We start from the raw sequence: 13010 nt of genomic DNA, 5'->3' as shown, positions 1-13010 counted from the left end.
TCTCCTCCCCTCAACCCGCGCGGTTTTGGGCGCGGTCGATGGCGCGGCGCAGCATGACGCCTGCCACATGTTTCTTGAATTCGACGGGGCCGCGATTGTCGGCCACGGGCTCGATCGCATCCAGCATCGCGGCAACGCAGCCATTCACATCGCCATCGGCCAGTGCAGCACTTGCGCTTTCGGACCACACAGGCGTGTCAGCCAGATTGGTCATCGCGACCGAGGCCGTTCCATTGCCCACCATCACAGCAGCAGCAGCCGTGGCATAGTCGCCAATCTTGCGCTTTTGCTTTTCATACGCGTGACCGACACCGGCGCCCGGAACCGGGATCGAGATCCGGGTCAGGATTTCCTCATCCTCGCGGGCGGTGAAATACGCGGCCTCGTAAAACTCACGCGCGGCAACGCTGCGCGACCCATCAGGGCCAGACAGATCAAACGTGGCATTCAGACATTGCATCAACCCCGGCATGTCATTGCCCGGATCACCATTGGCCACATTTCCACCCACAGTGCCCACATAGCGCACCTGCGGATCAGCGATCTGCAATGCGGCCTCGCGGATCAGCGGAATGGCAGCGGCCAGGCCGTCATGAGTGATCAACTCGTGCTGCGTGACCATCGCACCCAAGGTGACGGTATCGGACCCGACCTCAATGCCCTTGAGTTCTTCAATGGCCTGAAGATCGACCAGATGGCCCATCTCGGCCATGCGCAGCTTCATCATCGGGATCAGGCTGTGCCCGCCCGCGATCACGCGCGCCTCGTCTCCGTGTTCTTGTAGAATGCCGATGGCCGAGGCGATGTCGCCTGGCCGGTGATACTCAAAACCGGCTGGTATCATAGTTTTCCTCCCTGGGTCCGAAGCAATATGCCTTGGGGTACCTCCACTCAGAAAAGAACGGTCACATCAGGGCTTCCAGCCAAGGGGAACGGGGCGCGCAGCTTGTTTCACGAAACGCGAATAGGCTGCACGAGTTGCGATCAGAGACCCAGCGCGTCGCGAATGTCGGACAGGCGCGACCGGCTGACCGGCACCTTGGTCAACGCATCCACACCGTCGAAATAACACGTGCCATTGTCCTTGTGACGTTCGAACCCCGAGACATGTTTGGGGTTCACCAGATAGCTGCGATGGGCACGCAAAAAGCCATCGGGGGTCAGGCGGGTTTCGGCCTCGGTTATGGACCAGGGGCAAAACAATTTCTCGGCCCCGATATAAAGAACGGTATAATGCCCCTCGGCCCGGATTGCGGCGATCTCGGTCGGGGCGGCGAAAAAGGTCTGGCCCTCGCGCTCAAACGGGATGCCCGCCCGCAAAGTCGCGGGTTCGGGGCTGAGTGGAGCAGGCGCCGCAACTGCGGCAGGTTCAAGAAAGCTAACGCCGGTCAACAGGAATGCACCGCAGATCAAGAACACGGCCACCGTCACACCCATCGCCAGCACCTGATTGTTAAGCGCCGGACCGGCCCCCCCCGCGCTGTCGCTGGCCGTGAAATCCGTCAGGCCGGTGGCCACAAAATGCATGGTAAATACGGCCAGACCGAAACAGGCCGTTCCCAGCAAGATGTTACGCTGCGTGCGGTTGTCATAGGCCACCCAGATCGCCACGACCGACAGCACGACCGAGGCCAGCGTCGACAACAGCACGTCCCACGCGTTGTAGACCGGGCGACACAGTTCCATCCCAGCCATTCCGATATAGTGCATCACCACGATGCCCAGCCCGACGATCACGCCTGCGCCAATGATCGTCTGCACCGAACGTGGCCGGAAATGCAACAACAGCAGCGCCAGCCCGACCATCAGGATCGCCACAAGGGCCGAGATCAGCGTGATCAGCGCGTCATAGTAGAACAGGATTGGCAGTTGCAGGCCCAGCATGGCCACGAAATGCATCGACCAGATGCCGCCGCCCAGAACCACCGCTGCCAGCGCCACTATGATCTTGCGCTTCTGGTCGTCCAGCTTGGACGCGCCATGGGTCAGGTAAAGGCCGGTAAAGCCTGCCATCAGCGCCACGGCCAGTGAGGCCGCCACAAGCCAGGCGTTATGCGAATAGTCCAGCATCTTGGTCTGCACGCCCTCCCCGACGCGAGGGCGACGTTAGCAAACGGATTTGATTGGGACAATTGGCTGTAGACGGCGAATATCAGTTTACTGGCCCACTATTGTGGCCATCTCCATATAGGTTGGGTTTCGCTGACCGCCCCGACACTGAACCAATCGCTACCGACGTAAAGCTAGTGGTCCTTTTGCTATTGAATGACCGCGTTTTCCCACGCTGACAGGAACTTTTTTCGCTTTAGGTCATCCAAAAATGTCAACAGTGACGGGTTTAATCCTATTGTTTCTCGGTCTGTTGCGCCGTTCTGCAACACCAGTGGAGGAAGCGAAGACGGGCTGTCCTGTGCTACTGGCTTTTCAGTAATCAAGTAGTTGATAAACGCTTCGGCTGCGTCCGGCTCCTGCGTTTCTTCAGACACTAACGCTGTCCGCATCATCGTTGTTTGAAAATCTGTCGGAAAAATCACTTCAAGCGCATCCTTGCGCTCGGCGCGGATAGCTGCGTAACTTCCAAGGACATTATAGGCTACCAGAATTTTTCCATCTGCCAGATCGTTTATCATTTCTCCCGAACAGCAATACAGTCGCACATCCAGACCACCCATGACCTCCATTAGCCGCCAATAGGTTTCCGAGGCGCGCGCATCTTGCGTAGCGAAAAGATAACCCAACCCGGATTCACGTACATCGTATGTGCCAACCTTGCCGCGAAATTCCTCCGGTCGCTCGCGCAGCGCCTCGATCAAACTCTGCCGGGTGTGCGGAATGTCCTGACCTTCAAACGCTTCGCGATTGATGACGATAGCAGCAGGTTCGGTCGTGAATGCAAACAAGCTGTGGTGCCACTGCGTCCAGTGCGGAGCCTCGATATCCTTAAGCGCCAGCGCAAAGCCATCATTCGCCAACTTCAGTTGCAGATCCATTGCGCTGGATACCACAATGTCGAAAGCGTCCGGCGACGCGCGAACGCGTCGGTCGATATCCGCCGTGCCCGAAACGAAGTATTCGACACTTATTGAGGGATTGCGCGCAACAAAGCCTTCTATCAATGGCGCGAAGAGAACTGTGTCAGTGCTCGAGATGATACGTAGGTGCGCGCCTTCTGCGCCATCATTGAAAACCAACTGGTCTTCCCAATCCTGCGCCCAAAGAAAACAGGGGAACGCAAGAAAAACTAAAGTGACAAGACTACGCATGCTCCCCCCGTAGGCTTATTATTCAAAACCAAGGTTCCGCCATGGGCCGTCGCCACATCCTGGGCGATGGTCAAACCCAAACCTGATCCAATCGTCCCAGCTGCATTCTTGCCGCGTTCGAACCTGCGCGTCAGCTGTTCAATCTCTTCTGCTGGAAAGCCCGGGCCCGAGTCGCTCACTTTGACTGCAACTTCAGGTGTGGCGGTAACTTCGATCTCGACCACGCTGTCAGCAGGCGCGTATTTTAGTGCATTGTCGATCATGTTGCGGATTGCATTCTGAATCAGAATGGGGTCGCCGGAATAGAGAACCTTAGTATCGCCTCTCAGAGAAAGCGAAAGTTCCTTCATTTCCGCAATCGGCGTCAAACGCTGTACAAGTTCCCGGATCAGTTCAACTAAATCGACATCTTCCCTCTCGAGATGATCGGCGCGGAAGGTGATCATGGCATGATCCAATAACTGTCCCGCAGCGCGCGAACTTTCATCTATCGCCCGAACCATCGCACGGAGCGCCTCTCGGTTTTCTTTCTTTTCAACTCTATGCAGAGTTGCCTCGGCATAGGACCGTACAGTCGCCAACGGCGTGCGGACACGGTGGGCCGCTTCGGCAATAAAATCCTCTGACTGGCTGAGCGATTGATCCAAGCGCCCCATCAGTGAGTTCAGGGACAAGACCAGCGGCGCCATTTCCCGGGGCACCGGCTTCTTGAAGGGACTCAAATCCTGCGGCCCCCTTCTTGTGACTGAGGTTGTCAGTCTGTTTAGTTGGCCGATAGTGGTCGATGTGATCCAGAAAGAAAGCGCCGCAGTCAAAAGAAAGAAGCCAAGACCCAGAAATGCAGCATTGCGCGAAATCTGGTCCAAAGTCTGCGAAAGCGCATCCTGCGTCTGACCTAGTACGATTGCAATTTCCGTCTGCCTCCCTAACCCGACAAGCGTTCGACTTGCGCTGACCTGGCGAATGCGTTCCCCACGCAGTTCGCCCGACGTGAATAACCAATCACTTTGTCCGGACGCCCCTGCCAAAAGAAGATCTTCGTATCCCGATAAAAACGCACCGTCCTGATAAATGGCATAAAACACCCGGTCATCTGACGGGGTGGTCAACATCGAAAAGGCCGCGTAGGGAATATCCACTTCAAGCACCCCGTCCCTCAGCGCGGCGGCATCAAGAATTGATGTAACGGATGCTTCGAGGATGTTGTCCTGTCCCTGCTGCGCTACCTGAGCCGCATAGTTCCTGACTGCAAGGAACAACAAGACTGCCAGAACCGCCGCGCCACCAATCAAGGCCAGCACTAGCCTGTTGCGCAGTGACCCGGAAACAGTTGGATTAGCGGTCATGATCCAGCCTGTATCCCAGACCGCGCAAGGTCGTTATCTTTAAGTCCGACTTTTCAAGATGTTTGCGGAGCCGCCCCACATAGACCTCGATCGCGTTGTCCGAAACGCTGTCGTCGTAAGAGAACAACCGGTCGGCCAGCTTCTGTTTCGAGAATACATGACCAGGCGCGCTGATGAATAACTCCATCATGCGCAGTTCCCGATTTCGCAGCGAAAGGGTTTCTCCGGCCACGGTCAAATGTCCGGCCACCGGATCAAACACGACACCACCGATCTCGATCGTGGATTTCGCGCTGCCGGATTTACGCCGCAGAACCGCGCGACAACGGGCCTCAAGCTCGGCATGATCAAACGGTTTGGTCACGTAGTCATCCGCCCCCAGATCAAGTGAACCGATTCGATCCGAAACCTGACTGCGCGCGGTTAAAACGATCACGGGTGTATCCAGTCGACTTGCCCGGTGCCGTTTCAAAAAGTCTCGCCCGTCCCCATCAGGAAGCATGATATCCAGCAGGATCAGGTCATATTCTTCGGTTTCGACAAAGGCGGTTGCGTCCTCCAAATTCGCTGCGTGATCAATGACATGACCGTCCAGTCGCATGCGCGAACTGACCGCGTTCGCGAGGTCCAGGTTGTCTTCGACAAGTAGAAATTTCATCAGGCTTTTTCAGTATTTTGCCGCGTGACAGGTTGATGTCAGGTTGGTGTGTTTTTGTTCCATCCAATCTGAGCCGCCATGCGGCCGGTTGTCAAACGGGAGGAAATCATGACAACGATTAAACTGGGTCGTCGCGCCCTAATCGCAGCTGTGGCCGCAATCGGCCTGACCGGCCCGACGTTGGCCGAAGATCAAGTCGTGGACAGCATCCACTTTCTGATCCCCGGTGGTGCCGGTGGCGGTTGGGACGGAACTGCCCGCGGCACGGGTGAAGCCCTTACGAATGCGGGTCTTGTTGGCACTGCATCCTATGAGAACATGTCAGGTGGTGGCGGCGGTAAGGCCATCGGCTTTCTGATTGAAAACGCTGACAGCAATCATGGTACATTGATGGTGAACTCAACTCCCATCGTTATCCGTTCGCTGACTGGTGTTTTCCCGCATAACTTCCGCGACCTGACTCTGGTTTCAGGCACTATCGGTGACTATGCGGCGATCGTCGTAGGCAAAGACAGCCCGATCAACTCGATGGACGATCTGTTGGCAGCTTTTGACGCTGATCCTTCGGCCACAGCAATTGGTGGTGGTTCGGTACCGGGTGGTATGGATCACTTGGTTGCAGCCATGGTCATGGAAGCCGCTGGCAAAGACGCTCTGGGCGTGAAGTACATTCCGTATGACGCAGGCGGCAAAGCCATGGCGGCGCTTCTGTCCGGTGAAATCGCGGCCCTGTCGACCGGTTTCTCGGAAGCTGTTGACCTGTCGAACGCGGGCGAAGTCAAAATCATCGGTGTCACATCGGAAGAACGCGTTGACGCCGCTCCTGATGCGATGACCATGAAGGAACAGGGTATTGATACCACCTTCGTCAACTGGCGCGGTTTCTTCGCAGCACCCGGCCTGCCGGAAGACAAGCTGGCGGCATATCAAGACGCGATCGCCAAGATGTACGACACTCCTGAATGGGAAGAGGTTCGGGCACGCAACGGTTGGGTCAACATCCACAACTCGGGCGCTGACTTCCAGACGTTCCTTGAGCAGCAGGAACAGCAGATCGGTGATCTGATGAAGAAGCTGGGCTTCCTCTAACCAAAAATCGGCAGAGCGGACCGCCGCTCTGCCTTCCCCAAAGACAACAAAAAAGGAGGGGGTATCATGGCGTTGGATCGCTGGATCGCGCTCGTTCTGCTGGGTGTTTGTTTAACATATGGCTACGCCGCCTGGTTCACGATGGACGGTAGCCTCCCCCCCTTCATGCAAAGAAATCCCATCTGGCCAAGCACCTTCCCCAAAGTGCTGTCCATTCTGGGTATCATCACGACGACAATTATCCTGCTGGGCTTTGAAAAGTCCGAGATCAAGGAAGCCGACATCGATTATCGCCGGCTGGGTGACTACCATCTGGATCAGGCGCTGATGCTGCTGGCTTTGATGGTCATTTATGCCCTTTGCCTGCGACCCGTGGGCTTTCTGATTTCGACGTCGGCATTCCTGATACTTGGCTCTTTCATTCTGGGTGAGCGCAAGTGGCATATCATGCTGCCTGTTGCATTCATCGCAACGGGGGCCGTCTGGTATCTGGTTCAGGAAGTTCTTGGCATTTACATGCGCCCGCTGCCGGGCATTTTCGGAGGCTGACATGCTTGAAGGACTTCTGATCGGCCTGCAAACGGCATTCTCAATCCAAAACCTACTGATGGTCATCGCTGGGTGTCTGATCGGCACATTCATCGGGATGTTGCCCGGTCTTGGACCAATGTCGATCATCGCCATCATGATCCCGGTTGCAATCTCGATGGGCGACCCATCCGCCGCACTGATCCTTTTGGCTGGGGTGTATTACGGAGCGATCTTTGGCGGTTCCACGTCATCCATCTTGCTGAACGCGCCGGGCGTCGCCGGTACGGTGGCCTCAAGTTTTGATGGCTATCCGATGGCCCGCCAAGGCAAGGCTGGGAAAGCACTGACAATCGCCGCAATCGCCAGTTTCGCAGGCGGTACGCTGGGTGCCGTCCTGCTTATGGTGTTTGCACCGGCTTTGTCTTCTGTTGCGCTGCTGTTCCACTCGGCCGAGTATTTCGCCCTTATGGTCGTTGGTCTTTCAGCCATCGCTGCCTTCGCCGGAAGCGGTCAAGTCGCCAAAGCTGTCATCATGACGGTACTAGGGCTGATCATGGCTACCGTTGGTGAGGGCGCGTTGTTCAACCTGCCTCGGTTCACCATGGGAATCATGGACCTGCAATCGGGCTTCGGCTTCATCACACTGGCCATGGCCATGTTTGCCTTGCCCGAAGCGCTGTTTCTGGTCCTGAAGCCAAAAGATCTGAAAGGTGATGATGGCGAGATCAAGGACCTGCGCATCACCAAGGAAGAAGCCAAGGCAATTGCACCAGTTGTGGGACGGCAGTCCGTACAAGGTTTCTTCATCGGCGTTCTTCCTGGCGCCGGTGCGACGATCGCCAGTTTCCTCGGCTACGCCGTTGAACGCAACATCGCTCCGAAAGAGGAACAAGAAGAATTTGGCAAAGGCTCGATCAAGGGTCTGGCAGCCCCGGAAACAGCTAACAACGCGGCCTGCACCGGATCATTCGTTCCACTGCTGACTTTGGGCATTCCAGGTTCCGGCACCACGGCGATCCTGCTGGGCGCGCTAATCGCTCTGAACGTGACACCCGGTCCGCGTCTAATGCTGGATGAGCCTCAGATCTTCTGGGCTGTGATCATGTCCATGTTTATCGGAAACCTTGTCCTGTTGATCCTGAACCTGCCGCTGATCCCCTACATCGCAAAGGTACTATCCGTTCCGCGCAACTACCTGATACCGTTCATTCTGTTCTTTACGTTGATGGGCGCTTACATCGGACAGAACAATGCAACGGAGCTGTTGATCCTTGTTGGGTTCGGCGTCTGTGCCACGGCTTTGAAATTTGCTGATTATCCGCTGGCCCCGCTTCTGATCGGGTTCATCCTTGGCGGAATGATGGAAGACAACTTTGCAAGGTCCATGCAGCTCTATGACGGGATCGGGTTTATCTGGGAACGCCCCATGACGCTGGGCCTGCTGGTTATCGCCGCGCTGTTGGTGTTGCTGCCCAGCTATCGCGCGCGTCGCGCACGGGCACGGGCTGCCGGTATCGCCGATGGCGACTGAGCCTCTGGCAGGAATACGGGTTCTTGACCTGACGAACGTTCTAGCGGGCCCGTATTGTTGCTATCAGCTTGCCCTGATGGGGGCCGAGGTGATCAAGGTCGAACGGCCTGAGGGCGGCGACCTTGCTCGGGTGTTGGGCGCAGACCCAGACCGCAACAAGGCCGGGATGGGCATCAGTTTTCTCGCCCAGAACGCGGATAAGAAATCCGTCACGCTGGATATGAAGCCCGCAAAGGGCAAAGACTTGCTGAAGAAGCTGGTTCAAACCGCCGACGTGCTGGTCGAAAATTTCCGGCCCGGTGTAATGGACCGGCTTGGCCTTGGCTATGACGTTCTGCGCGCTGAAAATGCCAACCTGGTCTATTGCGCAATCAGCGGTTTTGGGCAGGACGGTCCTCGCAAAAAAGACCCGGCCTACGACCAAATCGTTCAGGGTATCAGCGGTGTCATGTCGATCACCGGAGCAGCCGATACAGCGCCCTATCGCGTCGGCTACCCGCTGGCCGATACCGTCGGAGGGCTAACAGCCGCTTTTGCGATCAGTGCGGCCCTGAACGCCAGACCACGCGGCACGTTTCTGGATATCGCAATGTCCGAGGCGGTGATCTCCACCATGGGCTGGGTGGTGTCGAACTACCTGATCGGGGACGTCACACCGGCAGCGCATGGCAACGAAAACACCACATCCGCTCCGTCAGGAACCTTTGCCTCTGCGGATAACCCGATCAACATCGCGGCCAATCGTGACGAACAATGGCAGGCGCTTGCTCGACACCTTGGACGGGAAGATTTGCTGGACAACCCTGACTATGCCTCGCGTGAAGATCGCAAGAGGAACCGCCATACCCTAAGGGACGATCTTGAAGCCACGCTACGCACCCGACCCTCCCGGGAATGGGTTCGCGAGTTGAACGCGATTGGCGTTCCGACCGGGCAGGTGATGACCGTGCCCGAAGCGTTGGCCGACGAACAGCTTACAGGCCGCGGATTGATTGGATCTTTGCCGTCCCACAGCGAGGAGCTGAAACTGACCGGCAGCCCTGTTGTGATGGATGGTCAACGCAGAATGCCCCGGACCGCCCCGCCGGACTTGGGGGCAGATAATGCTGTGATCTGGTCTGAGCTTGGTCTGAGCCACGATGAAATAAATGCGTTGACGAAGGAGGGGATCATATGAGCGATGTCGCTGACTGGTGGTCAACATCCATCATCGACATGGAACCCGGACGAATAGACCTGCGGGGCACACCTATTCAGGACCTTATCGGCAACCTTGGTTTCGCGGAAATGATCTGGTTCATGGTGCGCGGAGACAGGCCATCCGCCGCACAGTTGAAATTGTTCGAGGCCGCCTTGGTTGCTGCCGTGGATCACGGGCCACAAGCCCCTTCGATCGCTACGGCACGCATGGCAGTGACGTGCGGACTGCCTCTCAACAATGCCATAGCAAGCGCGGTGAACATGCTGGGGGACATCCACGGCGGTGCTGGCGAGCAAGCGGTGACCCTGTATCAGTTCGTCAACGCTCACCCATCCGCCGTTGGCCCGGCGCTGGATGACTGGATTGCCGCGAAAGGGAAAATTCTGCCCGGGTTCGGCCACCGCTTTCACACCCCAACGGATCCACGCGCACCGCGTTTAATGAGCCTTGTGGACGAAGCGATTGAGGCAGGTGCCTGTGATGGGCGCTACAAATCTGTCGCGATCGACATCGAAGGCGAATTGGCGCAGCGCAAAGGCAAACCCGTTCCGATGAATATCGACGGAGCCACAGCGGTGATCTATGCCGAGCTTGGTTTTGACGCGCCGCTGGCACGCGGCCTGTTTTGCCTGTCCCGTTCTGTCGGCATTCTTGCACACGCGTGGGAACAATCTCAGCAAGGTGGCCGAAACAAGGGACCGACCCCGCCAAAGTATCGCTGGACGTATTTGCCCAGCGACACGTAAGTGGCATCAAGGTTCTAAAGTTTCCGTTGATCCGAGTCCTCAGACCTTTTCTTCGATCGCAGGCTCGACATCAGGGCGCACGGGTTCGGCCTCCATTTCGATCACGTCGGGCGCAACTTCTTCTTCCGGCTCTTCAACCTCCGGCTCGACCTTGTCTTCAAGCGCGCCAACGATCAGGGGCAGCATGTGAACACCGGTCGCCGAGGCGATCTCGGGCGTTTGCGGAGTTTGCCAGCTCAGCGTGTCAAAGCTGTGGCAGTTCTGACAGACCGGCGCCCATTCGGGCTGGATATCATGGCAGTTGTCGCAGACCCATTGCGGCCCGCGCGGCGCGTTCAGCGCCTTGGCCAGCCATCCCTGCACCACCGCGTCCGAGGCGCCCTCGCCCCGTTCAATCGCCGCCATCAGCGTATAGGCACGAGCATCGGCTTGTTTTTCGACCACATCGCCCAGCGCACGGCGAGCTTCGGGGAAATCCTCGGCCACGATGTTCAACTCGGCCAGGATCAGGCGCGTTTCAGGGTTTTCCGGGTGGATACGGGTCAGGGCGGTGAACCGCTTGATCCGCGCATCCGGCGTTTCATCCGGCGCGATTTCCGCAAAGGCATGGGCCAGATCGGGATGCGGCTGCACCTCCCACGCTTTTTTCAGGATCTTGGTCGCGGCGCGCGGCTTGCCCTTTTCGATATAGGCCCGCGCGGCCATCGCAGCGGCAGGAACCAGATCAGGCGACAAGCGGTTGGCCTCGATCGCGTGTTCTTGCTGTTCGACCGTGGCGCCTTCGTCCAGAATGCCCTTGGCTTCGGACAGAGCCAGCACTGCATCACGGCGTTTGAACACGTCACGCGGCAGATGACCAGCCTTGAGCTTGGCCGTTAGAGTCGAACGCGCGCCTGCCCAATCCTGCGACTTGGTTTGCAGCCCCAACAGGATGTCTTGCGTTTCGGCGTGGCGCGGTTTGATCGCCAGCGCCTTTTCGGCCAGCTTCCGGGCGGTATCGTCATCACCCTCGGCCAGTTTCTGCTTCAAGATACCACGCACGCCCACAAACCGGGTGGCGTTGTTCGTCACCAGTTTCTTATAGGTATCCGAGGCTTTCTTGGTGTCACCATTCATCTCGGCCGCCTGTGCCACCAGCAGATTGGTTAGTTCAGGCTTGTTCAGCAGTTTTTCGGCCTTGGCGGCTTTGGACATGGCAATCCGCCCCTCGCCCGAGGCCAGCGCCATAAGCCCATCGGCCAACGCCTGATAGCCACGCTGCTCGCGGCTGCGGTCGAAATAACGCGACAGGGCCGTTTCATCACCGTTGAGAAATTTCAGCGTGGCGACCAGAAGGGTCAGCAATTTGAAGAAAAGCCAGATCGCAAGGACCAGCACACCCAGAGCAATGACCGATTGCAACGGCCCCAACGTGTATTCCGTGCCGCCAGCGGTGATCTGAATACCACCGCTGCTTTCCATCAGGAACCCGGCCCCAACGGCCAGCAGGCCGACAATGGCAACAAAAACTAGGATTTTTAACAGTGACCACAGCATGGCAGGTCCTTCAGTTCGAGTTCGCGCCAGAGGAAAGCGCATCTGCGGCATCCACGGCAGAAACCCGTGCCTGCGCCGCCTGTTCCCATTCGGCCAACGCGGCACGGGCCGCATCAGGCAGGGATTGAATTTCGCTCAACGCCCCTGCGACGTCACCATCTGAAAGCGCCGCCTGCGCGCGCGACAGGATCGCATCGGGATCGTCACCATCCTGCGGCGTCACAGAGCGCGCTCCAGTCTGACGTTGGAGGAAAGCGACAATCCCCGTTCCCTTATCCGCGTCACGCGCATCAGCCAAAGCAGCGCGCGCCGCAGGTGCAAAGGTTTCATTCAGGGTTGCAACTGCCGGCACGCCTTTATCTGCCGACGCCGACAAAGCATCGGGAATATCAACCCCTCCGGCCGACAGTTCGGACAACAAATCGCCATAGGGTTGGCCCGCATTCAACTGACCGTGCAGTTTTGACAAGATCGCGGCATTGGCCGCTGCCAGTGCCTCCGCCGAGGCTTTCATTTCAAGCGCCTGCGCGTCCGAAACCATCTTTTCAACCTCAGCCCGTTGCGCAGCCAGCGAGTCTTGCAGCTTTTTCAACTCGGCCTCAAATGCTGCCGTAGCCTCGGGCGTAGCGCCTTGGGTCAGGGCCCCGCTTTCCAAATCGGTCAGCCGTTTGGTCAACGGGTCGATCTGCCCGGCCAGGCCATCAAGGCTGGATTTCACCCCATCAAGATCCGCCGTGATAGGCGCAATCTGCCCAGTCAACGCGTCGATCTTTGCCGATACATCCGGCGCATCTGCCAGAGATTTGGTCAAAGCTTCGATCTGGTTGGCCTGATCGGCCAGCTTGGCCTCGAGCGTGGCTACAGCATCGGTGTCACCGCTACCGAACATACCCGCGCTTCCCGCCGCAAAACCAATCGCTGCGGCGACGGCCCCACCGATCACAGCGGGCATAAAGCCGCTCTGTTTTTCCGCCTTACGACCAGCCATCTTTTCCTTGAAGCGTTCAAGGTTGGCTTCGGCTTCGGCTTCGGCTTCGGCTTCGGCTTCGGCTTCGGCTTCGGCTTCGGCTTCGGCTTCGGCTTCGGCTTCGGCTTCGGCTTCGGCTTCG

General features: G+C 57.7%; 12 protein-coding genes. 5 read left to right on the top strand and 7 right to left on the bottom strand.

Annotation, left to right across the window (positions count from 1 at the left end; translation table 11 throughout):
- Window positions 1–10: 10 nt before the first annotated feature.
- From ACR0DB_RS13340 to ACR0DB_RS13320, 5 genes are all read right to left on the bottom strand, one after another.
- Window positions 11–844 (bottom strand): FAD binding domain-containing protein, encoded by an 834-nt coding sequence (locus ACR0DB_RS13340; protein WP_480551490.1) that lies wholly within the window; start codon window positions 842–844, stop codon window positions 11–13.
- Window positions 845–984: 140 nt separating this feature from the next.
- On the bottom strand, window positions 985–2070 hold the full coding sequence (locus ACR0DB_RS13335; RefSeq protein ID WP_170786549.1) for an MHYT domain-containing protein: 1086 nt from the start codon (window positions 2068–2070) through the stop codon (window positions 985–987).
- Window positions 2071–2258: 188 nt separating this feature from the next.
- Window positions 2259–3263, bottom strand: coding sequence for an ABC transporter substrate-binding protein (locus ACR0DB_RS13330; protein WP_480551488.1), 1005 nt, complete (start codon window positions 3261–3263; stop codon window positions 2259–2261).
- Entirely contained in the window at window positions 3242–4609 is a 1368-nt protein-coding gene (locus ACR0DB_RS13325; protein ID WP_480551486.1) for a sensor histidine kinase, read from the bottom strand. The genes ACR0DB_RS13330 and ACR0DB_RS13325 overlap by 22 nt, the downstream gene beginning before the upstream one ends.
- Window positions 4599–5267 (bottom strand): response regulator transcription factor, encoded by a 669-nt coding sequence (locus tag ACR0DB_RS13320; protein WP_170771245.1) that lies wholly within the window; start codon window positions 5265–5267, stop codon window positions 4599–4601. Before ACR0DB_RS13320 ends, ACR0DB_RS13325 begins: the two co-directional genes overlap by 11 nt.
- A 108-nt stretch (window positions 5268–5375) precedes the next feature.
- On the opposite strand from ACR0DB_RS13320, the gene ACR0DB_RS13315 reads away from it, so the two are divergent.
- The 5 genes from ACR0DB_RS13315 (at window position 5376) to ACR0DB_RS13295 (ending at window position 10365) form a co-directional block, all read left to right on the top strand.
- Window positions 5376–6356: a Bug family tripartite tricarboxylate transporter substrate binding protein gene (locus ACR0DB_RS13315; protein ID WP_170355568.1), complete on the top strand. Its 981-nt coding sequence runs from the start codon at window positions 5376–5378 to the stop codon at window positions 6354–6356.
- A 66-nt stretch (window positions 6357–6422) separates the two neighbouring features.
- On the top strand, window positions 6423–6905 hold the full coding sequence (locus ACR0DB_RS13310) for a tripartite tricarboxylate transporter TctB family protein (RefSeq protein ID WP_170771248.1): 483 nt from the start codon (window positions 6423–6425) through the stop codon (window positions 6903–6905).
- A 1-nt stretch (window position 6906) separates the two neighbouring features.
- Window positions 6907–8418 carry a tripartite tricarboxylate transporter permease gene (locus tag ACR0DB_RS13305; RefSeq protein ID WP_170355570.1) on the top strand — a complete coding sequence of 504 codons (1512 nt, stop codon included), beginning with the start codon at window positions 6907–6909 and terminating at the stop codon, window positions 8416–8418.
- Window positions 8408–9595, top strand: coding sequence for a CaiB/BaiF CoA transferase family protein (locus ACR0DB_RS13300; RefSeq protein ID WP_480551484.1), 1188 nt, complete (start codon window positions 8408–8410; stop codon window positions 9593–9595). Before ACR0DB_RS13305 ends, ACR0DB_RS13300 begins: the two co-directional genes overlap by 11 nt.
- Complete coding sequence (locus ACR0DB_RS13295; RefSeq protein ID WP_480551482.1) at window positions 9592–10365, top strand: citryl-CoA lyase; 774 nt, start codon at window positions 9592–9594, stop codon at window positions 10363–10365. The genes ACR0DB_RS13300 and ACR0DB_RS13295 overlap by 4 nt, the downstream gene beginning before the upstream one ends.
- A 39-nt stretch (window positions 10366–10404) precedes the next feature.
- Here ACR0DB_RS13295 and ACR0DB_RS13290 read toward each other — a convergent pair whose 3' ends face one another.
- Entirely contained in the window at window positions 10405–11901 is a 1497-nt protein-coding gene (locus tag ACR0DB_RS13290) for a heme biosynthesis HemY N-terminal domain-containing protein (protein ID WP_480551480.1), read from the bottom strand.
- Window positions 11902–11911: 10 nt separating this feature from the next.
- Window positions 11912–13010: COG4223 family protein (locus ACR0DB_RS13285; protein WP_480551478.1), on the bottom strand; the 1099-nt coding region annotated here is incomplete at its 5' end.

It is taken from the genome of Ruegeria sp. AB6 (assembly GCF_056542685.1).
Note: the sequence above shows the minus strand (reverse complement) of the source record. Positions and strands in the feature narration are given on the sequence as shown.

What these genes read in the sequence shown, in the direction of transcription:
- ACR0DB_RS13340 (WP_480551490.1), bottom strand. Translation starts at nt 844, where the DNA reads ATGATACCAGCCGGTTTTGAGTATCACCGGCCAGGCGACATCGCCTCG.
- ACR0DB_RS13335 (WP_170786549.1), bottom strand. Translation starts at nt 2,070, where the DNA reads ATGCTGGACTATTCGCATAACGCCTGGCTTGTGGCGGCCTCACTGGCC.
- ACR0DB_RS13330 (WP_480551488.1), bottom strand. Translation starts at nt 3,263, where the DNA reads ATGCGTAGTCTTGTCACTTTAGTTTTTCTTGCGTTCCCCTGTTTTCTT.
- ACR0DB_RS13325 (WP_480551486.1), bottom strand. Translation starts at nt 4,609, where the DNA reads ATGACCGCTAATCCAACTGTTTCCGGGTCACTGCGCAACAGGCTAGTG.
- ACR0DB_RS13320 (WP_170771245.1), bottom strand. Translation starts at nt 5,267, where the DNA reads ATGAAATTTCTACTTGTCGAAGACAACCTGGACCTCGCGAACGCGGTC.
- ACR0DB_RS13315 (WP_170355568.1), top strand. Translation starts at nt 5,376, where the DNA reads ATGACAACGATTAAACTGGGTCGTCGCGCCCTAATCGCAGCTGTGGCC.
- ACR0DB_RS13310 (WP_170771248.1), top strand. Translation starts at nt 6,423, where the DNA reads ATGGCGTTGGATCGCTGGATCGCGCTCGTTCTGCTGGGTGTTTGTTTA.
- ACR0DB_RS13305 (WP_170355570.1), top strand. Translation starts at nt 6,907, where the DNA reads ATGCTTGAAGGACTTCTGATCGGCCTGCAAACGGCATTCTCAATCCAA.
- ACR0DB_RS13300 (WP_480551484.1), top strand. Translation starts at nt 8,408, where the DNA reads ATGGCGACTGAGCCTCTGGCAGGAATACGGGTTCTTGACCTGACGAAC.
- ACR0DB_RS13295 (WP_480551482.1), top strand. Translation starts at nt 9,592, where the DNA reads ATGAGCGATGTCGCTGACTGGTGGTCAACATCCATCATCGACATGGAA.
- ACR0DB_RS13290 (WP_480551480.1), bottom strand. Translation starts at nt 11,901, where the DNA reads ATGCTGTGGTCACTGTTAAAAATCCTAGTTTTTGTTGCCATTGTCGGC.